Raw genomic sequence first — 24,185 nt, 5'->3', positions numbered from 1 at the left:
AGAGACGATGCCCGAGATACCGACCTCCAAGGTCGCGCAGATCATCCTTTACGGCTGGGAGATGGACCGGGCCGAGGGGGAGCTGCGCGGGTTCCTGGAGACGCTGAACGAGGAGGAGCATCACGAGCTGATCGCCATCATGTGGATCGGGCGCGACAGCTTCCAGCCCGAGGATTTCGACGAGGCGGTCGCCACCGCGCGGGCCGAGGCGAACACGCCCACCGCCGACTACCTGCTGGGCACGCCGCATTTCGCCGACCACCTGGAAGCGGGGATGGAGGCGCTGGACCTGCCCATCGCCGAAGCGGTGGACGCGCTGCGCTGAGCCTTCAGCCGCCTTGCAGGATGTCGAGGAAGGCATCTGCGAAGCGTTCGGCGTGGCGGGGGCCCAGGATGCGCGCCACCTCGTCCGCGTCGGCGCGCGCGCGGGCGACGCGGGCCAGTTGCGCCGAGGTGCAGGTCATGGGCTTGTCCTGTCCGGTCTCCCCCCGCGCGAGGTCGTTCTGCGCCGAGAGCAGCCGGTCGTAGATCGCCCCCTGCTCCCGCCCCGCGAGCTTGCGGCGTGCGGGGTGGACGGGATCGGGTGCCTCACCCGTGATGACGGCGAGGAAGGTTGCGCCGTAGCGGTCGAGCTTGGTGGCACCCACGCCGGTGATGCGCGCCATGGCGTCGAGGGTGGCGGGCTTCGTCTCGGCCATCTCGATCAGGGTGCGGTCGTTGAAGACGACATAGGCGGGGACGCCCTGCGCTTCGGCCAGGGCGCGGCGTTTCGCCTTGAGCGCGGACAGCAGCGGCGCGTCCTCCTCCGATACGAGTTGCTTGACGGCGGGGCGCCGCTCGGTTCGCGCCACGCTGTCGCGGCGGAGCGTCACGCTGGCCTCGCCCCGCAGGATCGGGCGGGCGGGGTCGGTCATCCGCAACGCGCCGTGGCGCTCGGCGTCGGGCCGCACGAGGTCGAGCCCCATCATCTGCCGGAAGATCGCCTGCCACCGGGGGCGGGCGGTGCCGCGGCCGACGCCCCAGGTGGGCAGCGCATCATGACCGAAGCGGCGCGTCTTGTCGGTGTCGGTGCCCGTCAGAACGTCGATCAGGTGGCCGGTGCCGAAGCGTTCCTCCGTCCTCAGGATGGCCGAGAGGGCCATCCGCACCTCGGTCGTGGCGTCGAAGAGGTCGGGCGGGCTTTCGCAGAGGTCGCAGTTGCCGCAGGGGGCCGTGTTTTCGCCGAAATAGGCGAGCAGGGTCTGGCGGCGGCATTTCTGCGCCTCGGCCAGCCCCAGAAGGGCGTTCAGGCGGCCGTGGTCGGCGCCTTTCATGCCCGCCGGGGCCAGCCCCTCGTCGATCTGCTGGCGGCGGTAGCGGATGTCATCGGCGCCGAACAGCGTCAGCGTGTCGGCGGGCGCCCCGTCGCGGCCGGCGCGGCCGATCTCCTGGTAATAGGCCTCGATCGACTTGGGCAGGTCGGCATGGGCCACCCAGCGGATGTCGGGCTTGTCGATGCCCATTCCGAAGGCGACGGTGGCCACGACGATCAGCCCGTCCTCCTGCTGGAAGCGCCGCTCCACCTCGCGGCGGTCGCCCGCGTCCATTCCGCCGTGGTAATGGCAGGCGGAGTGCCCATCCTCGCGGAGCGCACGCGCCAGGCTTTCTGTCTTGGCGCGGGTGCCGCAGTAGACGATGCCCGACTGGCCCTTGCGCGCGGCGGCGAAGGACAGGACCTGACGGCGGGGTCCGTCCTTGGGCTGGAACGACAGGGCGATGTTTGGACGGTCGAAGCCGTGCAGGAAGACCTGCGGCGGGGCGTCGAACAGGCGGGTGGCGATCTCGGCCCGTGTCTCGGCGTCGGCGGTGGCGGTGAAGGCGGCGAGCGGCACGCCGAGCGTGCGCCGCAACTCGCCGATCCGCAGGTAGTCGGGGCGGAAGTCGTGGCCCCACTGGCTGACGCAATGCGCCTCGTCCACGGCGATGAGGCGGGTGTCGGCGCGGCGCAGCATCCGTTCCGTCGCTGTGGAGGCCAGCCGTTCGGGCGCGATGTAGAGGAGCTTCAGCCGCCCCTCGGTGATGGCCTGCCGGACCTGTGCCGTCTCCTCCTCGGTGTTGCCCGACGTCAGCGCGCCTGCGGAGACGCCTGCCTCCTGCAGGGCGCGGACCTGGTCGCGCATCAGCGCGATGAGCGGCGAGATCACCACCGTCAGCCCGTCGCGCACCAGCGCGGGCAGTTGGAAGCAGAGCGACTTGCCGCCCCCTGTGGGCATGATCGCCAGCACGTCGCGGCCGGCGCAGACGGCCTCCACGATCTCCTCCTGCCCCGGACGGAAGGCGTCGAAGCCGAAGACGGAGGCAAGGAGCGTGCGGGGATCGGTGGCGGTCATGGTGGGGGAATCACACATGGGGCCGCCGCGGGCAAGGCGTGAGCGGGCGATCAGGGCGCGGTGGCGAGCGTCACCAGCGTGTCGCCGTAGCGGCGCTGGTCCACGGGGGTGAGGGGGCCGAGGGCGGGGGGCGTCGCCTCCTCCCACACCACCAGCGCGCCGGGGGCGATCCAGCCGGCGGAGAGGAGGGCCGCGACGGCCGCTTCGCCCAGGCCCTTGCCATAGGGTGGGTCGAGGAACAGCAGGTCGTGGGGCGTGCCCGGCCCCGGCTTGCGCGCGTCGCGGGGCAGGACGCGGGCGGGGGCGTCGAGCAGGGCGATGTTGGCGCGCAGGATGGCCTGGGCGCGGCGGCCCTGTTCGATGAAGGTGGCGGTCGCCGCGCCGCGGCTCAGCGCCTCCAGCCCCAGGGCGCCGGTGCCCGCGAAGACGTCGAGGACGCGCGTGCCGTCGAGCCGGTCGGCATGGCCGCCGTTGAGGAGCAGGTTGAAGATCGACTCGCGCACGCGGTCGGCCGTGGGTCGCAGGTGCGCGGCCGCATCGCCCTGACCCACCGGGGTCAGCCGCCGCCCGCGCCAGAGGCCGCCCACAATTCTCATGCGGCGGGCAGCAGCGATTTGACCGGCACCTGCGGGTCGGCCACGGCGGCGGGGTCAGGCGACTGCTCCGCCTCGATCAGGCGCTTGCCCACCATGTAGGCGCGGGCGTCGTTCATGGCGTCGACGGCCAGCAGGGTGTCGCCGTGGAAATACCAATGCGACCGGCCGTCGCCGTCGCGGACCACGACGCGGTCGTAGCCGGTGTTGAGGCCCGCGATCTGCAGCTTGACGTCGTATTGGTCGGACCAGAACCACGGACGGGGTTCATAGGTCTCCTCCGCGCCCAGGATGTTGCGCGCCACGACGCCCGCCTGGTCGATGGCATGGGGCACGGATTCGAGGCGCAGCCGCCCCCCCCGCCACGGGAAGGAGCAGCAGTCGCCCGCGGCCCAGATGCCGGCGGCCGAGGTACGCCCTTGGCCGTCCACCGCGATGCCGTCGTCGATGACGAGGCCTGCCGCCTGCGCCAGCGACACGTCGGGCAGGATGCCGATGCCGCAGACCACCGCATCGACCGAAAGATGCGTGCCGTCGGAAAGCACCGCGCCGTCGACGCGGCCGGTTCCGGTGAGCCGTTCCAGCGTGGCATTCTCGCGGATGGTGACGCCCTCCGCGCGGTGCTTTTCGGCGAACCAGCGGGCGGTTTCGGGGCTGGAGACGCGCGACAGCAGGCGGTCGGCGGATTCGATCAGGGTGACGCGCAGGCCCCGCTTGCGGGCGACGGCCGCCGCCTCCAGCCCGATGTAGCCGCCGCCCACGACCAGAAGATGCGCGCCCTCGCGGAAGGCGGGCGCCATGGCGTCGATGTCGGCCAGCGTGCGGACGGTAAAGACGCCGCCGAGCGTGCCGCCGACGGTCGCGGGCAGTGTCCGGGGGCGCGATCCCGTGGTCAACGCCAGCGCGTCCCAGGCCATCGTGCCGCCCCCGTGGGTCAGGGTGCGGGCGGCGGGGTCGATGGACAGGACGGGGCTGCCCGTATGCAGTTCGATCCGCTGATCGTCGTAGAAGGACGCGGGCCGGAGCAGCAGGCGGTCGCGCGCCATCTCGCCCAATAGATACCCCTTGGAGAGCGGAGGGCGCTGATAGGGGGGCAGCGGTTCGTCGCCCCAGAGCGTGATGCGGCGATCGAAGCCCTGCTTGCGCAGCGTCTCGACAAGGGTGGCCCCGGCCTGTCCGGCGCCGATGACGGCGATATGATCCATGCGGCCTCACTGGTGGCGGGATGGGCGGACAGCTATAACCGGCGCGTGGAAACTTCAAACGCGAGGAGGCGTTTCATGGCCATTTCCGAAGGTGACAAGCTGCCCGAGGCCGAGCTGATGCGGCTGGGCGAGGGGGGGCCGGAGACGGTGTCGCTGGGCAGGCTGGCGGCTGGCAAGACCATCGCCCTGTTCGCGGTGCCCGGCGCCTATACCGGCACCTGCACCACGTCGCATGTCCCGAGCTTCATCCGCACGAAGGACGATTTCGCGCAGAAGGGCGTGGACACCATCGTCTGCGTGGCCGTGAACGACCCCTTCGTCATGGATGCCTGGGCCAAGTCCACCGGCGCGGCGGAGGCGGGGCTGCACATGCTGGCCGACCCCGAGGGCGCCTTCACCCGCGCGGTGGGCATGACCTTCTCGGCCCCGCCGAAGGGGCTGGTCAACCGGTCGAAGCGATATGCGATGCTGGTCGAGGACGGTGTGATCCGCACCCTGCACGTCGAGGACAATCCCGGCGTCTGCGACACGTCCGGCGGCGAGGCGTTGCTGGCCGAGCTCTGAGGCCGGGGCGGGCGGGGCACGACGCCCCGTCCGTCAGTCGTCGCGCACGATGTGGACGGTGCGGTTGGGGAACGGAATCTCGACCCCCGCACGGTCGAGAGCCAGCTTGACCTCGCGCGTCATGTCCTTGGAAAAGATGAAGAAGTCCGCGCGTGCCACCCAGGCCCGCACGAGAATGTCCACGCTGCTCGCCCCCAGTTCCGTCACCTTGATGAGGGGCGGCGGGTCCGGTAGGAAGCGCGGGTCGGATGTGATCGTGTCGTGGATCACCCGTTCGGCCAGTTCCAGATCGGCGGAATAGGCAACCTGGAACGTCCATTCCGCCTGCCGCGTGTCATAGGCGGAATAGTTGATGATCGTGTTCCCCCAGACCTCGGAATTGGGGATGATGATCTGGAAGTTCCCGATGCTGGCGAGCTCGGTGAAGTTCAGGTTGATCGACTTCACCGTGCCCGATTCGCCGTTGATGGTGACATAGTCCCCCACCTTGAGCGGCCGGAAGAAGATGAGCATGACGCCGGCCGCCACGTTCGACAGCGTCCCCTGCAGGGCGAGGCCGATGGCGAGGCCCGCCGCACCGATGACCGCCACGAGGGAGGTCGTCTGGATGCCGAAGGTGTTGAGGACGATCAGGAACGACAGGCCGATGATCGCATAGCGCGCGATATTGGCCAGGAAGTCGAACAGCGTGGCGTCGAGGCGGGGATGCTTGCGCGCGATGCCCTCGATCCGGCGGGCGGTCCAGCCGGCGATGAGGAAGCCCGCGAACAGCACGAGGATGGCGGCGAGGATGCTGCCGAAGATGCTGGCCAGGAATTCGAGCGAGATGAAATCGCCCAGCGTGCGCCCGGCGTAGATTTCGGTCGAGAGGAAGTCGTTCATGTGCGGTGGTCGTCTTTCAGGTCGTTGATCGCGCGGGCGAGGTCGGTGTCCTTCGCCGTCAGGCCGCCGGCATCGTGCGTCGTCAGCCGGATGTCCACCCGGTTCCAGACGTTGCGCCAGTCGGGATGGTGATCGGCGGCCTCGGCCAGGAGCGCCACGCGGGACATGAACCCCCAGGCCTGCGAAAAGTTCGCGAAGGTGAAGCGGCGGGCGATGGCGTCGCCGTCGCGCGTCCAGCCGTCGGGGATGGCGGTGTCGGGGATCTGCGGTCGGGTCATTCCTGTTCCTCCACCGTGTTGCGCCTGAAGGGGCCCCAGGCGGTCAGCACCTCGATGTCCTGTTCGACGGCGCGGGCCTCGGCCGTTGTGAATTGCTCCACCGCGCGGCGGAAGCCCGCGTTGGGGATGTGGTGCAGGCTGTGGCAGGTGACGGGACGATACCCGCGGGCGAGCTTGTGTTCGCCCTGCGCGCCCGCCTCGACGCGGCCCTGACCGCGGGCGATGGCATGGTCGATGGCCTGATAGTAGCAGAGCTCGAAATGCAGCATCGGGTGATGTTCGACAGCGCCCCAGTAACGGCCGTAGAGCACGTCCCGCCCGATGAAGTTCAGCGCGCCCGCCACGGGCACGCCGCCCCGTTCGGCCAGCACCAGCAGCACGTCGTCGCGCATGTGGGCCTGGATCTCGTCGAAGAAGGCGCGGGTCAGATAGGGGCGGCCCCATTTGCGCGCGCCCGTATCCTGATAGAACCGCCAGAAGGCGTCCCAGTGCTCGGGGCGAATGGCATCGCCGGTATAGGACCGGATCGTGCCGCCGAAGCCCTGCGCCACGGCGCGTTCGCGGCGGATGGTCTTGCGCTTGCGGCTGGAGAGCGCGGCGAGGAAGTCGTCGAAACTGGCGTAGCCGTCGTTGAACCAGTGGTACTGCTGGCTGGACCGGCCCAGAAGACCCATCGCCTCGCCCGCCGCGCGCTCGGCCTCGGTGCAGAAGGTGACGTGCAGCGACGATAGGTCGTTCGCGTCGGTGAGCTGCGTGGCGCCGCGCACAAGCGCCTCGAACCCGACCTGCTCCAGGCCCGGACGCAGCAGGAAGCGGGGACCGGTCGCGGGTGTGAAGGGCACGGCGATCTGCAGCTTGGGGTAGTAATCGCCGCCCGCGCGTTCCCAGGCCTGCGCCCAGGCGTGGTCGAAGATGTATTCGCCCTGGCTGTGGCCCTTGGCGTACATCGGCGCGCAGGCGATGACCTGCCCGTTCGCCCGTGCGACCAGATGCTGCGGTTGCCAGCCGGTGCCGGGGCCGACGCTGCCGCTGGTTTCCAGCGCACCGAGGAAGCGGTGGGTGGTGAAGGGGTCGGGCGGGGGGCCGTCGCCCGTGGCACGGGCGCAGGCATCCCACTGGGCGGCGTCGATGGCCTCCAGCGAAGGCAGGACGCTGATCTCGATCTGGGTCTCGGACATCCGCGTCAGGTGGGGCGCGGGCGCGTCAAGGCAAGTAGCCCTCGAAGGTGACGGCATCGGCATGGCGGCGGGTCAGCGCCTCCTCCGCCGGGGAACGGACGGTCCAGCAGAGGACCGGCACGCCCCGTGCGCGCAGTTCGGCCACGACGGGCATGTCGAGCGCATCGGCCTGATGGCTGACGAAGGACGCGCCCGTACGGTCGAAATCGGCGATGGCGGCAAGGTGCGCGCGGGTGGCGTCGGGCAGGTCGGGCCATTGGTGCGCGTGAAAGGGCGCGGTCACGAGGCCGCGGGGGATGTGCGGCGCCTCGCGCCGGAAGACATCGACGGAATGGGGGTTGAAGGACATGACCGCCACGTCGCCCGCATAGCCGTCGAGCGCGTCGATCACCGCGCGCTCCAGCGGCCCCACGTCGGAGCCCATGGCGCCGTCCTGGTCCTTGATCTCGATCAGCAAGGGCACGCGGCCCGCGATCAGCGCCAGCACTTCGGACAGGCGGGGCACGCCGCCATCGCCGCCCAGAAGCCGCGTCCGCGACAGCGTGTCGGCGTCGGTTCCGTCGGTGCGCCCTGCCTGTCCGGTCAGCCGGTGCAGGTCCGTATCGTGGAAGGCCATGGCGACGCCGTCGGACGATGGCTGCACGTCGAGTTCGATGGCGAGGCCCTGGTCGATGGCGGCCCGGAAAGCCGCCATGGAGTTCTCCGGCCGGTCCGGGCCGTGCAGGCCGCGGTGCGCGATGTGCCCGCGCAGGAAGGCCGCGGGCAGGGTCATCGGACGCGGAAGATGCCTTCGATCTCGACCGCGACGCCGAAAGGCAGGACCGCGCCCACGGCCGAGCGGCTGTGGCGGCCGGACTCGCCCAGGGCCTCGACCAGGAAGTCGGAGGCGCCGTTGATGACCTTGGGCTGGTCGGTGAAATCGGGGGTGCAATTCACGAAGCCGGTGAGTTTCACCACCTGCTGCAACCGATCGAGATCGCCGTCCATCGCGGTGCGGACCTGCGCCAGCAGGCTGATGGCGCAGTGGCGCGCGGCGGCGGCGCCGTCCTCGATGGACATGCCGTCACCCAGCCGCCCCTTGATGAGGCCGTCCGGGCCGCTGGAGATCTGCCCCGAGACGAACAGCAGGTCGCCCGCCCGGATCGCGGGGACGTAGTTCGCGGCCGGCGCGGGGGCATCGGGCAGGGTGACGCCCATGCGGGCGAGGGTTTCGGTGAAGGACATGGGACGCAGGCTCCTGTCGGTTGGTCGTCCCTTTGCTGACACGGGCGGCGCGGGATGCCAAGCGCCGCCCGGCCCATCACTCCCGGCCCATCACTCCCGGAAGGCGCGGTTGAAGTAGTCGGCCAGCGGCTTGACCAGATAGGCCAGCGGGCTGCGGTCGTCGGTCCGCAGATAGGCCTCGACCGGCATTCCCGGCAGCAGCACCAGATCGCCCAGGCGGTCGATCTCGCCCTCGTCGGGCAGGACTTCGGCCTGATAGTAGGTGGCGCCGGTCTGCTCGTCGGTGAAGGCGTCGGGCGAAACCCGGACGATGGAGCCGAACAGCTCCGGCGTGGTGCGCGCGTCGAAGGTGGGCAGGCGCAGGGTCGCGGGCTGGCCGGGGAAGACCTGGTCGATATGGATCGGGTCGACCCGCGTCTGGATCACCAGGGGCCGGTCCTGGGGCACGAGATAGAGCACCGGTTCGGCGGCGCGGATCACGCTGCGTTCGGCGAAGACCTGCATGTCGTAGACGACGCCGTCCACCGGCGCGGTGATGTCGAGCCGGGACATCCGTTGCAGGATGGCGCGGTACTGCTCGGCCAGTTCGATCTGGCGGAACTGGAGGTCGCGCAGTTCGGTGATGGCACCTTCGCGCGCCTGCGTCCGCAGTTTCAGGATCTCGAGGTCGATTTCGGTGGTGCGGCCCCGCAACTCGGCCACGGTGGCCGTGAATTCCCCCGCCTGCCCCAGGAGCGCGGCTTCCTCCCGCTGAAGATTGAGGACGCGGGGCGCCTGGGCCAGCCCGCGCTCCAGCAGGCTTTTCTGCGCGTCGAGTTCCTCGCGGATGAAGCCCAGTTGCAGCTCCAGCGCCTCCGACTGGGCGGCGATGCCGTCGACCTGGCTCGCGATCTGTTCCTTGCGGCGGGCGAGTTGCTCGACCTCTTGGGCGCGGGTCTCGGCGCGGGCGTCGAAGAGGTTGCGCTGGCCTTCGATCATGTCGGCAACGTCGGCGTTCGTCCGGGCCGCTTCCAGCAGGTCGTCGGAGAAGGTCACTTCCTCGAGGTCGTCGCGTTCGGCCGTCAGGCGTGCGGTGCGGGCCGCGATCTCCTGAAGCTGGCCGCGCAGGATGTCGGCCTGCGAGCGCAGGTCGGTCGGGTCGAGGCGGATCAGCACCTCGCCTGCCTCCACCCGGTCGCCCTCGCGCACCAGGATCTCGGTCACGACGCCGCCGTCGGGGTGCTGGACGACCTGGCGGTTGCTGTCGACGGCGACGCGGCCGGACGACACGATGGCGCCCGAGATGTCGGCCATCACCGCCCAGGTGCCGAAGCCGCCGAACAGCAAAAGCAGCCCCAGCAGCCCCAGCGTCATGGGGCGGACGGCGGACCAGCGGCCGGGCGCGCTCATGTCACGCCCCCGGGGCGCTGGGCCTGCGTGATCTGGGCATGGTTCTTGACCATCTTCTGCAGCACCTCCTCGCGCGGGCCGAAGGCCGTGCGCGCACCGTGTTCGAGCATCAGGAGCACGTCGCATTCCTGGATGGCGGCGGGGCGGTGCGCGATGATGATGACCGACTTGTCCTCGGCCTTGAGCGCCTTGATCGCGCGGTTCAGCGCCATCGTCCCCTCGTTGTCGAGGTTGGAGTTCGGCTCGTCCAACACCAAAAGCACCGGATCGCCGTACATGGCCCGGGCGAGGCCGATGCGCTGGATCTGGCCGCCCGAGAGCCGCCCGCCCACCGCCGAGACGACGGTGTCGTAGCCCGACGGCTGTTGCAGGATCATGTCGTGGGCCGCGGCCTTCTTCGCCGCCTCGACGATGCGGGCGGGGTCGGCGTCGGGCTGAAGGCGGGCGATGTTCTCGGCGATGGTGCCGTCGAACAGGCTGACCGTCTGGGGCAGATAGCCGATGTGGCCGCCCAGCACGTCGGGGTCGTACTGGTCGAGCGTCGCGCCGTCGAGCCGGAGCTTGCCGCCGGCGGGGGGCCAGGCGCCGGTGACGGCGCGCGCCAGCGACGACTTGCCCGCGCCCGAGGGGCCGATGACGCCCATGGCCTGTCCGGGTTTCAGGGTGAAGGACACGCCACGCAGCGACGCCTGCGAGGCGCCGGGGGGCACCAGCGTCACGTTCTCAGCCACCAGCAGCGCGCGGGGACGCGGCAGCGCCGTGCGTGGCGTGTCGGGCGGCACCCGGTCGAGGAGCTCGACGACCGATGCGCGCCCCTTGCGGGCGGCATCCACCAGCTGCCACTGGCCGATCACCATCTCGATCGGGGCGAGCGCGCGGCCCATCAGGATCGACCCCGCGATCATCGCGCCGGCCGTCATCTGCCCCTGCAGCACAAGCCAGGCACCGAGGCCCAGCATGGCCGATTGCAGGAACAGCCGCAGCGTCTTGGTCGTGACCGTGAAGAAGCCGGAGCGGTCGGAGAAGGCCATGGACTGCGCCAGCGACGTCTCGCGCGCGGTCTGCCAGCGGTCGAAGGCAGCCCCCCGCATCCCCAGCGACTGCACCAGTTCCGCCTCCGACGCGAGTTGCTGGGCGGTGAGTTCGGCGCGGGCGGCGGCGGTGTTGGCCTGCGCCATTGGGCCCGCGGTCGTGGACTGGTTCACCAGCGCCAGCAGCACCAGAACCAGCCCGCCGCCGACGGCGAGAAAGCCCAGGTAGGGGTGGAAGATGAAAATGGCCGCGATGAAGAGAGGCGTCCAGGGAATGTCGAAGAGCGCGAGGAACACGGGTGAGGCGAGCAGCCGCTGCACCGCCTCGACGTCGCGCAGGGGGTTGCGGATGCCCGCGCCGCCGGGCGTCGCCGCCGCGCGCTTCAGGTGGGCCGCGAAGACCCGTCCGTCGAGCGCCGACTGGAATCGCGCGCCCACCCGCGCCATCACGCGGCCGCGCACATGGTCGAGCACGCCCATCATCAGGAACAGGAACGTGACCAGCACCGAGAGCGCGATCAGCGTCTCCTCCGAGCGGGAGCCGAGGACGCGGTCGTAGACCTGCAGCATGTAGAGCGGCCCGGTCAGCATCAGCGCGTTCACGACCATGGAGAAGACGAAGACCATGACCAGAAGGCCGTTGACCCGTCCACGGACGGCGGCCAGTTCCTCCGCGCCGGAGACCCGGTTGGTGGGGCGAGGTGTCTTCATGCCGTGGGGGCTCCGCTGCGGGTCGTTCGGGGTTCGTGGCCCCTTAACATGAATATTTCGTCAATTCCGCCGGAAGATTCCGCCGAGCACGTCCATCAGGATGCGTTCCGCCAGGTCGGGTTCCCGCTCGGCCGGCAGCTGCGCTTCCGGGACGGGGTCCTGGCGGACGATCTGGGGGGCGGGTCGGGCCTCCGCGGCCGGGTCGATCATGGGCAGGGGCCGGATCGGCAGGCCATCGTGGACGCGCATCATGGTCTCGCGCCAGATCTCGGCCGGAAGGCCGCCGCCGGTCACGCCCTTGAGCGGCGTGTTGTCGTCGTAGCCCATCCAGACGCCCGCGACGTAGTCGCCGGTGAAGCCGATGAACCAGGCGTCGCGCGCGGCCTGCGTCGTGCCAGTCTTGCCCGCGGCGGGCCGGCCGTCGGGCAGCTGGGCGCGCTGGCCGGTGCCGTCCTCGATCCCGCGGTACATCATGTAGATGAGCTGCCGCGCCGCCTGTTCCTGGATCACCCGCTCGCCCAGCCCGCTGTCGTGGTCCAGCAGCGGATCGGTGTCGCCGCGCAGCGTCAGCGAGGTCAGGCCGTAGGGCGTGACCGAGGTGCCGCCGTTCAGGATTCCGGCATAGGCGCCCGTCATCTCGAGCAGGGTCGATTCGCTGACGCCGAGGGCCAGCGCGGGGCCTTCGGCCAGGTCGCTGTCGATTCCGAACTGGCGCGCGACGTTCCGCACGATGTCGAGGCCCACCTGCTGCGACAGGCGCACCGTCGAGGTGTTGAGCGATCGCGCCAGCGACTCGGTAAGCGTGACGTCGCCGGAATAGTTGCGGGTGTAATTCTCGGGCGACCAGGGCCCGGACCCCGGTACCTGGATGGTGAGCGGCGCGTCGAGGATGAAGTCGTCGAACCGGCTGCCGAGATCGAGGGCGGCGGCATAGACGAACGGCTTGAAGCTGGAGCCGGTCTGGCGGACCGCCTGGATGGCGCGGTTGAACTGCCCGCCGCCCCGCGTGTCGCGCCCGCCCACCATGGCGCGCACGGCACCGTCGGCGGACATCACCACGATTGCCGCCTGCGCCTCCGACCCGGGCGAGACCTTGGTGGCGAAGACCTCGGCCAGCGCCTCCTCCGCCGCTTTCTGGATGCGCTGGTCCAGCGTGGTGCGGACGATCACGTCCTCGGTCGTGTCGTCGGTCAGGAAATCGGGGCCGTCGGACATGACCCAGTCGGCGAAATAGCCGCCGGTGTCCTGGCGCGCGGCGGGCGACAGGGTGGCGGGGGTCTCGACCGCATGGGTGAACTCCGCGGTGCTGAGATAGCCCTGGTCGCGCATCAGCCGCAGCACGGTCTCGGCGCGGTCCTGCGCGCGTTGCAGGTTGTTCGTCGGCGCGTAATAGGACGGCGCGGGCAGCAGGCCCGAGAGCATCGCCGCCTCGGCCGCGTCGAGCTGCGCCACCGACTTGCCGAAATAGCGCTGGCTGGCCGCCGCGAAGCCCCGGGCGCCGGCGCCGAGATAGGCGCGATTGAGATAGATCGCCAGGATCTCGTCCTTGGTGAACTTGGCCTCCAGCGCGAAGGCATAGGGAATTTCCTTGAGCTTGCGCCAGACGGAGCCGGCGCGGCAGTCGTCTTCGAACTCCGCCTCGGTCATGCCGAGCGAGGGGTCCCAGTCCTGCCCGAGGCAGAGAAGCTTCGCGACCTGCTGCGTGATGGTCGAGCCGCCCGAGCCGGAGAACGGCCCCCGCCCCGCCGCGATGTTCGTCCGCATGGCACCCGCGATGCCACGCGGGCTTACGCCCATATGGCCGTAGAACCGCTTGTCCTCCGAGGCGATCACGGCCTGAGCCAGCACTGGCGCCACACCGTCCATGGTGACGAGCCCGCCGTAGTTGTCGCCGCGCCAGGCGAAGGTGCGTCCCTCGCGGTCCTGAAGCGTGACCGAGCCGCGCGCCCGCCCGTCGGCCAGCGTCGCCATGTCGGGGATGCGGGTGTAGTTCCAGATCGTCGCCACCGCGAGGATCAGCGCGACCACCGCCGCACCGCGCCAGGCGACCGCGAAGGCCAGACGGAGCAGGAAGCGCACCGGCGCCAGCAGCCAGCCCAAAAGGCCGCGCGGACGGCGCGCGGGTTTGCGGCGGACACGCTTCTTCGGGGCGGGTTTGGCCGCCGGAGGGGCGCTGCGCCGCTTGTCTGCGACCAGGCGTGTCTTGGCGGACTTGGCCATCACTGCTCATCCCATTGGACGGGTTTTGCGCGAACATAGCGACGTCGGCGCGGATTGTGCACCCCGTAGCGCGATTCCTTTGCGTCCGCAGCATTCATGTCGTGCCCGAAATGCAGGCATCGTGCGCGATCCGTGATCGAAAATGCGGCACCGGTCCGTGGGGGCGGCGGCCGAAGGCCCCGTCGCATTGCGCGCGGCCGCCTTCGGGGGCCGGATGGGCCGACCTGAATCCCCGAGGGAAGACGCCCATGACATACCGCACCTTGACGACACTCGCCGTCGTTCTGACGCCCGGCTGGGCCGCCGCGCAACCGGCCGACATCGAATACGCCACCGCCGCCGATACCGCCTTCATCTTCAACACGCTGCTGTTTCTGGTGGGCGGGTTCCTCGTTTTCTGGATGGCCGCCGGGTTCGCCATGCTGGAGGCCGGGCTGGTCCGGTCCAAGAACGTGGCGATGCAGCTGACCAAGAACGTGGCCCTCTTTTCGGTGGCGGCGGTGATGTACTGGATCTGCGGCTACGGCCTGATGTATCCGGGCGCCTTCGATGCCGCGACGGGGCTCTGGCCCGACGCATGGATCGTCCCCGGCGTGGTCGGCGCGATCTTCGCCCCTACCGTGCTGGAGCCCGTGGGGCCCGGCGCGGAGGCCATCGCCGACCTGTCCTATGCCTCGGTCGGGTCGGATTTCTTCTTTCAGCTGATGTTCGTGGCGACCACGGCGTCCATCGTGTCGGGTGCGCTGGCCGAGCGGGTCCGGCTCTGGCCATTCCTCGCCTTCACCGTGGTCCTGACGGGCGCGATCTATCCCATCGGCGCATCCTGGCAATGGGGCACCGGCTGGCTGGCGCAGGCGGGATTCAGCGACTTTGCAGGGTCCACGCTGGTCCATGCCGCGGGGGGCTGCGCCGCGCTGGCCGGGGCCATCGTGCTGGGTCCGCGGCTGGGGAAATACGACGCCGAGGGGCGCGTGGTGGCGATGCCGGGCAGCAACCTGGCGCTGGTGACGCTGGGCACCTTCATCCTGTGGCTGGGGTGGTTCGGCTTCAACGGCGCGTCGCAGCTGGCACTCGGAACGATTGCCGACGCGGCCGACATCAGCCGCATCTTCGTCAACACCAACATGGCGGCGGCGGCAGGCGCGCTGGCGGCGCTGGGGCTGACGCAGGCACTTTACGGCAAGGTGGACCTGACGATGGTGCTGAACGGTGCGCTGGCGGGGCTGGTGTCGATCACGGCGGGGCCGCTCGACCCGTCGCTCTTCGGAGCGCTGTGGATCGGCGCGGTGGGCGGCGGCATCGTCGTGCTGGCCGTGCCGATGCTCGACCGCATGGGCATCGACGACGTGGTGGGGGCCATTCCCGTCCACCTGCTTGCGGGGGTCTGGGGCACGCTGGTGGTGCCCGTCCATACCGCCGACGCGTCCTTCGGGATGCAGGCCGTGGGCGTCGCGGCCGTGGGCGGCTTCGTCTTCGCCGCAAGCTTCGCGACCTGGACCGTGCTGGCCGCGCTGACCGGCATCAGGGTGAGCCCGGAGGACGAGGTCACCGGCCTCGACATCGCGGAGCTCGGGATGGAGGCCTATCCCGAGTTCGCGCGGGGCTGAACGGAAAAGGCCCCCGTCGCGGTGGCGACGGGGGCCTTCGGTGCATCGGGCGAAGGGATCAGACGGCGCCTTCGATCCAGTCCTTCAGCGCGGCCTTGGGCGCGGCGCCGATCTTCTGGTCCACGGCTTCGCCGTTCTTGAACATGAAGAGGGCGGGGATGCCGCGCACGCCCATGGCAGCAGGGCTCGACGGGTTCTCGTCGACGTTGACCTTCACGATCTTCACGCGGCCGTCGTATTCGGCGGACAGTTCTTCCAGCGCCGGGCCGATCTGCTTGCAGGGGCCGCACCATTCGGCCCAGAAATCGACGATGACGGGGATGTCGGACTGTTTGACGATTTCGTCGAACGTGGCGTCGGTGGCTGCGATGGTGGCCATGGGATACTCCTGCATTGATGCGCCGGGCGCTGTGCTGAACAGCTAGGCAGGCGGCCTCTCCGGGTCAATGGCAGCGCGCGCGACCGTTACAACATCGTCGGGGAGATCCATGAGCGAGGGAGCGTGGGTCCACAGGATCGACACGCGGACCCGGCGGCCCGGCCAGATCGCCATCGCGGCCTCGCGGTAGGCGGCCATCTGCGCGAGCAGGCCGGCGGGCGTGTCGGCGGGGGTGTGGGGGACAATGCGGTTCGTCTTGAAGTCCACGATGCGGATTTCGGCGTCGGTCACGATCACGCGGTCCATGGTGCCGAAGACCGGGGGGCGGGTATCGGTGCCGGGCAGAGCGAAGGGCACTTCGGCCAGGGTCCCGGGCGCGAAGACGTGGGCGAGGTCGGGTGCCTCCAGCACCGCGCGCGCTTCCGACAGAAGGTCGGCGGGGTCGCCCACATCACCGAGCCCGGCCGCCGACAGGATGGCCCGCGCGCGCACGGTCCAGTCGGCGCGGGGCAGGCGGGGCAGATGCTCCAGCAGCAGGTGGACCGCCGTGCCGCGCCGCAGCGCCGCGGGGTCGCCCTCGCCTTCGCCCGGCAGCGCCTTGGCGCCGGGCAGGCCCGAGGGCGCGATGCGCAGGACGGGTCGCGCGGGGGGGGGAACGGGGGTTTCCAGCCAGTCGGGGGACGTGTCCGCCGTGTCCGGAACGTCGGCGACTGCGTCCTGCACCGGCGCCCAGTCGCCGGATTGCAGTCGCAGACCCTCGCCGAAGCCGTAGTCGTGCGGCTCGGCCCCCCGCGCTTCCATCCCGGCCGCGACCATGTTGTGCCAGCTCGAAGTCCGCTCCTTCCCGGTGTCGCCCGCCGCGCCGACGATCAGCCAGCTTTCGGCCCGCGTCATCGCGACATAGAGCAGGCGGTCGCGCTCCTCCGCCTCGGCCTGTGCCCGCGCCTCGACCAGATCGTGCAGCGCGGGAGAGCGGTTGGCGGCGGGGGGCATCCAGACCGGGGTGCCGCAGGGCAGGCGCTGGATGCCCGAGGGAACCTTCTCCTGGCGCTTCATGGTTTCGGGCAAGATGACGACGGGCGATTCGAGCCCCTTGGCGCCGTGCACCGACATCACCCGGATCGAGCCTGACCCGGCCTGACGTTTCACGTCCACATCGGCTGAAGCGAGCCAGCCGAGAAAGCCGGTCAGGCTGGGCGTCTCCAGCTGTTCGTAGGCCAGCGCCTGCGCCAGCAGGGCGTCGATGGCCTCGGCCGATTCCGGGCCCAGTCGCCCCAGCAGGCGGCGGCGGCCGTCGTGGCGGATCAGGATGCGCTGCAGCACCTCGTAGGGGCGCAGGATGTCGGCCACGCGCAGAAGGTCGGTCAGCATGGCAAGGCCCGCCGGATCGCCGCCCCGGTCGCGCAGCACGTCCCAGAGCCGCCCGCGCCGCCCGTGGGCCAGCGCGAAGAGCCCCGCCTCGTCCACCGCGCACAGCGGCGAGCGCAGCACCTCGGCCAGCGACAGGTCGTCGTCGGGTGTGGCGGCCCAGGTCAGCGCGGCGACCAGATCCTTGACCGCCATGTCGTCCGACAGCTTGAGCCGGTCTGCCCCCGCCAGGTCGAGCCCCCGCGCCTTGCACGCCCGGACGATGTGGTGAAACAGCGCCTTGCGCCGTTGCAGCAGGATCAGGATGTCGCCGGGCCGGATCGCGCGGCGATCGGCACCGCGCTTCACCGGCACCCGGTCGCGCAGCATCGCCTCGACCGCGTCCGCCACCCGTTCGGCCAGCAGCACGTCGGCGTCGTTGCGCGCGGGGCGGTCAACGGGGTCGTGCCACTTGCGATCGGAGTGGTCTTCCGTCTCCTTCTCGATCACGGGCCAGAGATCGACGCGGCCCGGCAGGTCGTCGAAGAAGGCCAGATGTTCGGGCGGCGCGCCGACGCCGCCGCCGTCGGCGAAGGTGGCGTCGACCAGATCGAGGATCACCGGCGAGGAGCGGAAGGAATGGCGCAGCGCGTGGTCGCGCAGCTTCGGCCCGCCGGGGGAAAGCATGGCGGCGAAGGTGTCGCGCATCCGCTCATAGGCGGTCAGGTCCGCGCCCTGGAAGCCGTAGATCGACTGCTTGCGGTCGCCCACCACGAAAATCGTGCGCGCCACGTCGGGCCGCGCACCCTGACCCGCGCCGAATTCGGCGGCCAGCCGGGTGATGACCTGCCACTGGTCGGGCGAGGTGTCCTGCGCCTCGTCCACGAGGATGTGGTCGATGCCGCCGTCGAGCTTGAACAAGACCCATTGCGCCATGTCCGAGGTGGACAGGAGCCGCCGCGTCCGCGCGATCTGGTCATCGAAGTCGAGCCATCCGCGCGCGGCCTTCCGCGTCTCGACCCGCGCGGCGAAGGCGGGGCCGAAGGCGTGGAGCGCCCGCGTCTGCGCCAGCGCGTCGAGCGCCGCGACGCGGGCCACGGCATCGAGCATCCGGTCCACGAGCGCGTCGAAGGTTTCGACCAGCGGCCCGTGGTCGCCGTCCTTCACCGCCTTGGGCCAGCCGCCCGTCTTGCGCCGTTCCAGCTTGGCCGTCAGGCAGGCCGCGACGAGCAGGTCGTAGCGCGTATCGGGATCGGCCAGCCGCGCCTGCCGGAACCGCTCGGTCAGGTCGAGCATCGTCTTGCCGGTCGCGCCGCTCGCCCCTTCGATGAAGGTGTCGAGCAGGTCGAGCGCGGCTTCGCCCGCCGCCTCCTGCCGGATCTCCTCGGTTGTTTCGGGGCCGATGCCCAGGGCGGCGCGCAACTCGGTTTCGGTCGGGGAGGAATAGGCGTCGCGGGCCTTCGCCACGGCGGCAAGGAACTTGCTCGGCTCGCCGTCGGTCAGGCGCGCGGCCACGGCATCGACCAGCGGCTGCGTCTCGGGATCGGAGGCCATGGCGTCCAGCACCTCGGCATGAAGGCGCGCGGCGGCGGTCTCGTCCATCTCGGAAAAGGCGGGCGAGACCCCGGCCTCCAGCGGAAAGCGCCGCAGGAGCGAGGCGCAGAAGGCGTGGATCGTCTGGATCTTGAGGCCGCCCGGCGTCTCGATCGCGCGGGCGAACAGGGTGCGGGCGCGGCGCAGCACGTCCGTCGGGATCGTGCCCCGCCCCGCGCCCAGATGCGTGATCTCGACCCGCAGCGCGTCGTCGGAGAGCATGGTCCACCGGCCCAGCCGCGCGAACAGGCGGTTCTGCATCTCGCCTGCCGCGGCCTTGGTGTAGGTCAGGCAGAGGATGCGCTCGGGCGCCGTCCCGTTCAGCAAAAGCCAGGCCACCCGGTCGGTCAGCACCCGAGTCTTGCCGGAGCCTGCGTTCGCGGCCAGCCAGACGGACCCCGCGGGATCGGCCGCATCTATCTGTGCGCGCGTGGCGGCGTCGGGGCGGAACTCGGGTGCGTCGTCGTCCATCACGGGTTGCCCACGGACAGGGCCACGGCGGCGTCGGTGTCGGCCCATTCGCCGTGCCGCGACAGGTGGTCGTAGGAGCTGGCCCAGGTCATCATGTCGGGGGCGAGCCGGGCGATGAAGGGCGCGCCGGTGGCGTAGCGCCGGATCAGGTCGAGGAGCCGGACCCGGGTTTCGGCCAGCACGTCGGCATCCAGCGATTTGGGACCGGTTTCGGCGTAACCGGAGCCGACGGAGAGATACCGCACCTCCTCCACCTCACGCTGGGGGATGTCGGGGAAGGCGCCTTCGGTAACCATCAGCGCCTCGAACAGAAGCTGCTTGGCGAAATGCTCCTGCTGCTTGTGCGACGGCAGGGTGCCGGTCTTGTAATCGTAGATCGCCACCGCCGTGCCGCGGTCGTCGATGCGGTCGGCGCGGGCGGTCAGGGTGAAGGGCGGGTCGGCGAAGCGCAGTTCGCCCTTGCGCTCCACGTGCAGGGGGCGGCCGCGCGCACGTCGGACGGCCTCCGCCGCGACCAGGTCGGCGGTCACGCGGCCGAACCGGCCCAGCCACAGCCGGCGGTGGCCCGGCCAGGGCGCGGTCGCGTCCAGCGCCTGCTCCAGCGCCTCGTGCAGCAGGCGCGCGGCGTCTTCGGGCAGCGCGTCGGGAGTGGCGCGGGCGAAGCGTTCCATGGCGTCATGGACCGCCGTGCCGCGCATCCGCGCGTCCGGCCCCTGCCGCAGCGGGTCGAGGGGGGAGAGGCGCAGGATCTGGCGCGCATAGATGGCATAGGGGTCGCGGATCAGTGTCTCGACCCCCGTGACAGACAGCCGGTCGAGCGTGACGCCCGCAGGCAGGCGCGGCGCGGGGCGCGGGGCGCGCGCGGCGGCGTGGCGGGCCGGATCGGGCGTGTGAAGCCGGTCGGCCAGCGCGAGCCATCGGTCGCCGCGGGCGCGCATGGCGGCCAGCGCGGCCTCGCCCTCCGGCCCGATGCCGGCCAGCAGCCCCTCGATCCGGTTGAGCCAACGCGACGGCACCGTGTCGGCCTCCGCCGTCCGCATCGCGCGGCTGAGCCAGACTTCGGGCCCGACGGCGGCCTGCTGGAAGTCATGCGCCGACAGCCCGACGGAGCGTTCCGGCAGGCGCAGCCCGCAGGCCGTCCGCATCGCGCGGTTGAGCCAGGGGTCGGGCGTGGGCTGGCCGGGCCAGACGTCGTCGGTCAACCCGCCCAGGATCACCAGGTCGGCGTTGCGGGCCCGCGCCTCCAGCGCGCCCCAGATCATCACGTCGGGGTGGGGGCTGTAGGTCTCGCGCACCTCCTCCGCCGAGAGGAGGGCGTGGAGGATGCGGTCGTAATCGCGCGCCTCGACGGGCTCGCCCCGTTCGGGCGCGGCATCGGCGAGCGCATCGAGCACGGCACGCGCCTTGCGCCCCGCCTCGTCGGACCAAAGGGGGCCGGCGTCGGAGCCGCAGCCCCGCACCAGCGCCTCGACCAGGGCGCGGTGGCCGGCGGCATGATCGGCGAGCGGCGCCGTGGCCGGTTGTGCGCCCATCGCGTCGAGCATCTGCCCGAGCCAGTCGTCCCAGCCGTCGCGGGGCGTATCCCGCCCGTCCAGCCAGGCGTCGAAGGCGGCGCGGGTGGGGAAGGGCAGGGGCTTGCTGCGCAGGAGCGCTACCTCGACCTCCCTCGCGCGGGCCAGATGCGTCGCGCGGTCGCCGCCCGCGTGGGTCAGCGGGTGCTTGAGGACGATGGCCAGCGCCTCGGCCTCGACCGGGCGGCCGCGCATCGCGGCGGTCTGGAGCAGAAGGCGCCCGGGGGTCGACTGGTGCAGCGGGCGGCCGGCGGAATCGTCGGGCAGGATGCCCCAGCGATCGAGTTGCGCCGTGACCTGTCGCGACAGAACCCGGTCGGGCGTGATGAGCGCAGCGCGACGGCCCTGTTCCAACGCGGCGCGCAAGCCGGTGGCGATGGCCGCGGCCTCTGCCCCCGGCGAGGGGGCGCGCAGGAGCGTGATGCCCGCGCAGGCCCCGGCCACGTCGTTCAGAAGCGGCCCCTCCTCCAGCCAGGCATCGGTCGCGGGCGCGGGCCGGAGGGCAAGCGAGATCAGGCGGTTGCGGGCGGCCACGGCAGGGGCGGCATGGCCCCATCGCGGCACCTGCGCGCGGGTCAGCCCCAGGTCGGCCAGGAGCGCCGCGTGGCGGTACTGCGGATGGTCCTGCTGGCCCGGCCCGTCGCCTGCCGTGAGTCCGGCCCAGGCTTCGTCGGGCATGGCGTCGTCTAGCCCCGGCAGGATCACCGCACCCTGCGGCAAGTCCAGCACCGCGCGCATCAGCCGCCGCGTGGGCGCGCGCGACGCGGTCGAGCCCGCGACGATCACCGGATCGGACGGCGGAACCTCGGCCCAGAGCGCCAGCAGCCGGTCGAGCGCCAACGCCTGCGCGCCCGCGGACGTCAGCGTGCCGTCGGCGGCCAGCCAGTCGGTCGCGATCCGCAGGAAGTCGAGCGACCGTTGCCAGTGGATCGAGAGGTCCGCCACATCGAGGCGGGACAGGGCCTCGGCATCCATCGCCTCCTCCTGCATTTCGGCGAGGAGCGTGGCGAGGCTGCCGGCAAGGTCGAAGGCGGCGGAGGGGGGCGAGAGGTCGGGCCGCGCTTCGAGCAGGTGCGCCACCAGCCGCGTCAGCCGCAGCCGCAGCGCCAGTGGCGCGATGCCGGCCACGGGAGCATCGCCCGGCGGCAGGAGGGGGGCCAGATCCGACACCAGCCCGATACGCGGCAGGAGGGTGGCTCCCGTTTCCGCGAGCGCCGCCTCGATCCGGCGGGCCATGCGCGAGGTGTTCACCAGCAGGGTGACGCGGGCCATCGCCTCGGGCGGGGTGCGGGCCAGGCGCGCGCGCAGGCCTTCCGCGAAGGTGCGGCTGAAGTCGACGCCCATGGGTTCGGCGTGGAGGCCCCGGATCATGGGGTTGCCGCCAGCATCGCCTCGGCCGGGGCGATGGCATCGGGGCTGCCCACGTCGGCCCAGCGGCCGGGGTGTTCGACGCCGTGAAGGCGCCCCCGGTCCAGCATGTCGAACCAGAGGTCGCGCAGCGAGAAGACCTGTCGCGGGTCGGCCAGCAGCCCTTCGGTGCGGAAGATACCGACACCCGTGGCGATCAGGCCGGCATCGTCCGGCGCCAGCCGTCCGTCCGCGTCCATCCGGAACCGCTGGCCGCCGCGCCCGACGGCGCGTGCGGGGGGCACCATCAGCATCAGGCCCTCCATCCGGTCGCCGTCCCAGGCGGCGAGCAGGGTGTCGCGGGCACGCGGGCCGGTCCAGGCGGAGTCGGAGTTCATCGTCAGCACAGGTCCCGCGCCCAGATGCGGCAGGGCGTTCCGCAGGCCGCCGCCGGTTTCGAGCAGGGGATTTTCGTGCAGCACTTTCACGTCGCGGCTCGCCAGGTGCCCCGCCAGCAGGGGGGCGAAGTGGTGCGCATTGACGACGATGGGATCGGCGCCGGCGACCTGATCGAGCGCATGGTCGATCAGCGCACGCCCCGCGACGCGCACCAGCGCCTTGGGCCGGTCGCAGGTCAGCGGACGCATCCGGGTCCCGAGGCCGGCGGCGAAGACCATGGCGGCGATCATGGCGCGCCCGCGTGGTCGCGGCCCCGGAGCGTGCCCGCGCGGGCGGCCGTGTCGGAGAGCCAGGCGGCATCGGGTTCGGGCAGGTGTCCATCGAGGACGGCGCGCACCTCTGTCAGCGCAGGGTGGCGCAGTTCGCGTTGCAGCGTCGCATAGGTCGGAGGGATGAAGCGGAGGTAGGAGGTGCGGCCGGAGTGGAGGCAGAGGCGCGTGAACACCCGCCCGATGATCCTGAGCGACCGCTGGACCGAGCAGACGGCGATCTGCGCGGCCAGCGCGTCGGGGTCGGTGCCGGTGGCCGCGAGATAGGCACCGGTCGCCGCCTGCTGCGCTGCCGGCGTCACTGAGCGGCGCGGGTCGTGGATGAGAGAGGCGAGGTCATAGGCCGCCGGGCCGCGCATCGCGTCCTGATGGTCGAGCAGGCCGATGCGCGCGGGGCCGTCGCGGTTCGGGAGCCAGAGCAGGTTCTCGGCATGGAAATCGCGATGGACCAGGATCTGCGGCCCGGTCAGCGTGCGCTCGATGGCATCGCGCAGGGCATCGCGCAGGGCGCCGCGCCGGTCGCGGGCCTTCGGGGCGTACCAGTCGAAGACGGTGGCCGCGAGGTCGGGCATCTGGTCGGGGTAGGACGGCAGGTCCGGCGGTGCCTGCCGGTGCAGATGCGCGAGGAGGTCGCCCGCGGCGGCGTAGAGCCGTGGCTCATCCTCCGGCCGGGCGGCGGCATGGCGGGCCAGCAGGTCGTCGCCCAGATCTTCCAGCAGGAGAAGCCCCGCATCGGGGTCGCGCGCCAGGACCGCGGGCGCCGAGAAGCCGCGCACAGACAGCCAGTCTCCGATCCGCAGGAAGGGGCGCACGTCCTCACCCGTCTCGGGCGGGGCGTCCATCAGCATCGCGGTGTCGCGGCCCCGGTGCAGGCGTTCGTAGCGGCGCAGCGAGGCGTCGCCGGCGAGCGGCACCCGCCGGGCCGCGCCCCAGCCCGCGGCGTCGAGGAAGGCGGCGATGGTGGCGGCGCGGTCGGTCATCGGCTGTCCTTCGCAAAGGCGGGGGCGAGGCGGCGGAGGGTGTCGTCCGGGCCGGTCAGGGCCAGGCGCCGGGTCTCGTCCGCCAGCGGCTGCAACGCGACATGCAGCGCATCCGTCGGCGCGTCGGCCCCCAGCCGGTCGGGCCATTCGATGAGGCAGAGCGCGTCGCGGAAGGCCTCGTCGAGGCCCAGTTCCGTCACCTCCGAAGGGTCGGAGAGGCGGTAGAGGTCGGCGTGCCAGGTCTCGAACGGGCCGGTGTCGTAGGTCTGCACGAGGGTGAAGGTGGGCGAGGGGACGTCTTCCGGCGGAAGACCCGCCCGGTCGCGCAATGCCCCGATCAGGGCACGAGCCAGCGCCGTCTTGCCGGCACCCATCGGCCCGCAGAGGAGCATCACGTCGCCCCCGCGCAGGAGGGGCGCGAGGCGGCCCGCGAAGCCTGCGGTCGCCGTGAGCGTGGGAAGGTCGAGGGTCAGGGTCGCGCGCGTCATCCGGCGGCAGTTAGACGTGCGGGCCATCCA

General features: G+C 71.3%; 20 protein-coding genes. 3 read left to right on the top strand and 17 right to left on the bottom strand.

The window, feature by feature from the left end; all coding sequences use genetic code 11:
• The first annotated feature begins 7 nt into the window (after positions 1–7).
• Complete coding sequence (locus tag JAN5088_RS06120) at positions 8–325, top strand: DUF3775 domain-containing protein (protein ID WP_055681934.1); 318 nt, start codon at positions 8–10, stop codon at positions 323–325.
• Between the two features lie 4 nt (positions 326–329).
• On the opposite strand, the gene recQ is transcribed toward JAN5088_RS06120, so the two are convergent.
• Genes recQ through JAN5088_RS06105 form a run of 3 tightly spaced genes read right to left on the bottom strand, consistent with a single transcriptional unit; the run spans position 330 to position 4,167 of the window.
• The gene (gene recQ, locus JAN5088_RS06115) at positions 330–2,369 is read right to left on the bottom strand and encodes a DNA helicase RecQ (protein ID WP_082429881.1); all 2,040 of its coding nucleotides are present in this window, start codon (positions 2,367–2,369) and stop codon (positions 330–332) included.
• A gap of 50 nt (positions 2,370–2,419) precedes the next feature.
• Entirely contained in the window at positions 2,420–2,965 is a 546-nt protein-coding gene (rsmD, locus tag JAN5088_RS06110; RefSeq protein WP_055681932.1) for a 16S rRNA (guanine(966)-N(2))-methyltransferase RsmD, read from the bottom strand.
• Positions 2,962–4,167: an NAD(P)/FAD-dependent oxidoreductase gene (locus JAN5088_RS06105; protein ID WP_055681931.1), complete on the bottom strand. Its 1,206-nt coding sequence runs from the start codon at positions 4,165–4,167 to the stop codon at positions 2,962–2,964. The genes rsmD and JAN5088_RS06105 overlap by 4 nt, the downstream gene beginning before the upstream one ends.
• A gap of 75 nt (positions 4,168–4,242) precedes the next feature.
• On the opposite strand from JAN5088_RS06105, the gene JAN5088_RS06100 reads away from it, so the two are divergent.
• The gene (locus JAN5088_RS06100; RefSeq protein ID WP_055681930.1) at positions 4,243–4,731 is read left to right on the top strand and encodes a peroxiredoxin; all 489 of its coding nucleotides are present in this window, start codon (positions 4,243–4,245) and stop codon (positions 4,729–4,731) included.
• Between the two features lie 33 nt (positions 4,732–4,764).
• Here the strand turns inward: JAN5088_RS06100 and JAN5088_RS06095 are convergent, their stop codons facing one another.
• The 8 genes from JAN5088_RS06095 to JAN5088_RS06060 all read right to left on the bottom strand — a co-directional run bounded on the left by JAN5088_RS06095 (position 4,765) and on the right by JAN5088_RS06060 (position 13,644).
• Positions 4,765–5,613: a mechanosensitive ion channel family protein gene (locus JAN5088_RS06095; RefSeq protein ID WP_055681929.1), complete on the bottom strand. Its 849-nt coding sequence runs from the start codon at positions 5,611–5,613 to the stop codon at positions 4,765–4,767.
• Entirely contained in the window at positions 5,610–5,891 is a 282-nt protein-coding gene (locus JAN5088_RS06090; protein WP_055681928.1) for a 4a-hydroxytetrahydrobiopterin dehydratase, read from the bottom strand. Before JAN5088_RS06090 ends, JAN5088_RS06095 begins: the two co-directional genes overlap by 4 nt.
• A complete protein-coding gene (locus JAN5088_RS06085) occupies positions 5,888–7,069 on the bottom strand; it encodes a GNAT family N-acetyltransferase (RefSeq protein WP_055681927.1) in 1,182 nt (393 codons plus the stop codon). The genes JAN5088_RS06090 and JAN5088_RS06085 overlap by 4 nt, the downstream gene beginning before the upstream one ends.
• A 25-nt stretch (positions 7,070–7,094) precedes the next feature.
• On the bottom strand, positions 7,095–7,841 hold the full coding sequence (locus JAN5088_RS06080) for a glycerophosphodiester phosphodiesterase family protein (protein ID WP_055681926.1): 747 nt from the start codon (positions 7,839–7,841) through the stop codon (positions 7,095–7,097).
• On the bottom strand, positions 7,838–8,293 hold the full coding sequence (locus JAN5088_RS06075) for a RidA family protein (RefSeq protein WP_055681925.1): 456 nt from the start codon (positions 8,291–8,293) through the stop codon (positions 7,838–7,840). Before JAN5088_RS06075 ends, JAN5088_RS06080 begins: the two co-directional genes overlap by 4 nt.
• Positions 8,294–8,383: 90 nt before the next feature.
• On the bottom strand, positions 8,384–9,682 hold the full coding sequence (locus JAN5088_RS06070) for an HlyD family type I secretion periplasmic adaptor subunit (RefSeq protein ID WP_055681924.1): 1,299 nt from the start codon (positions 9,680–9,682) through the stop codon (positions 8,384–8,386).
• Positions 9,679–11,424 (bottom strand): type I secretion system permease/ATPase, encoded by a 1,746-nt coding sequence (locus JAN5088_RS06065; protein WP_055681923.1) that lies wholly within the window; start codon positions 11,422–11,424, stop codon positions 9,679–9,681. The genes JAN5088_RS06070 and JAN5088_RS06065 overlap by 4 nt, the downstream gene beginning before the upstream one ends.
• 60 nt (positions 11,425–11,484) lie before the next feature.
• Positions 11,485–13,644, bottom strand: a complete 2,160-nt coding sequence (locus JAN5088_RS06060; RefSeq protein WP_143114563.1) for a transglycosylase domain-containing protein — start codon at positions 13,642–13,644, stop codon at positions 11,485–11,487.
• A 248-nt stretch (positions 13,645–13,892) separates the two neighbouring features.
• Between JAN5088_RS06060 and JAN5088_RS06055 the strand changes: the two genes are divergently transcribed.
• Positions 13,893–15,251: an ammonium transporter AmtB gene (locus JAN5088_RS06055; protein WP_055681922.1), complete on the top strand. Its 1,359-nt coding sequence runs from the start codon at positions 13,893–13,895 to the stop codon at positions 15,249–15,251.
• Positions 15,252–15,309: 58 nt separating this feature from the next.
• Here JAN5088_RS06055 and trxA read toward each other — a convergent pair whose 3' ends face one another.
• Genes trxA through tsaE form a run of 6 tightly spaced genes read right to left on the bottom strand, consistent with a single transcriptional unit; the run spans position 15,310 to position 24,155 of the window.
• Entirely contained in the window at positions 15,310–15,630 is a 321-nt protein-coding gene (gene trxA / locus JAN5088_RS06050) for a thioredoxin (protein WP_055681921.1), read from the bottom strand.
• Between the two features lie 42 nt (positions 15,631–15,672).
• A complete protein-coding gene (gene addA, locus JAN5088_RS06045; RefSeq protein WP_055681920.1) occupies positions 15,673–19,041 on the bottom strand; it encodes a double-strand break repair helicase AddA in 3,369 nt (1,122 codons plus the stop codon).
• Positions 19,041–21,983 (bottom strand): PD-(D/E)XK nuclease family protein, encoded by a 2,943-nt coding sequence (locus JAN5088_RS06040; RefSeq protein WP_055681919.1) that lies wholly within the window; start codon positions 21,981–21,983, stop codon positions 19,041–19,043. Before JAN5088_RS06040 ends, addA begins: the two co-directional genes overlap by 1 nt.
• Positions 21,980–22,648, bottom strand: coding sequence for a nucleotidyltransferase family protein (locus tag JAN5088_RS06035; RefSeq protein ID WP_055681918.1), 669 nt, complete (start codon positions 22,646–22,648; stop codon positions 21,980–21,982). Before JAN5088_RS06035 ends, JAN5088_RS06040 begins: the two co-directional genes overlap by 4 nt.
• A complete protein-coding gene (locus JAN5088_RS06030; protein ID WP_055681917.1) occupies positions 22,645–23,667 on the bottom strand; it encodes an aminoglycoside phosphotransferase family protein in 1,023 nt (340 codons plus the stop codon). Before JAN5088_RS06030 ends, JAN5088_RS06035 begins: the two co-directional genes overlap by 4 nt.
• The gene (gene tsaE, locus JAN5088_RS06025; RefSeq protein WP_055681916.1) at positions 23,664–24,155 is read right to left on the bottom strand and encodes a tRNA (adenosine(37)-N6)-threonylcarbamoyltransferase complex ATPase subunit type 1 TsaE; all 492 of its coding nucleotides are present in this window, start codon (positions 24,153–24,155) and stop codon (positions 23,664–23,666) included. Before tsaE ends, JAN5088_RS06030 begins: the two co-directional genes overlap by 4 nt.
• Positions 24,156–24,185: the final 30 nt, after the last annotated feature.

Origin of the sequence: Jannaschia rubra (assembly GCF_001403735.1) — a bacterium.
Classification (GTDB): domain Bacteria; phylum Pseudomonadota; class Alphaproteobacteria; order Rhodobacterales; family Rhodobacteraceae; genus Jannaschia; species Jannaschia rubra.
This window is presented reverse-complemented; position numbering and strand designations above follow the sequence as displayed.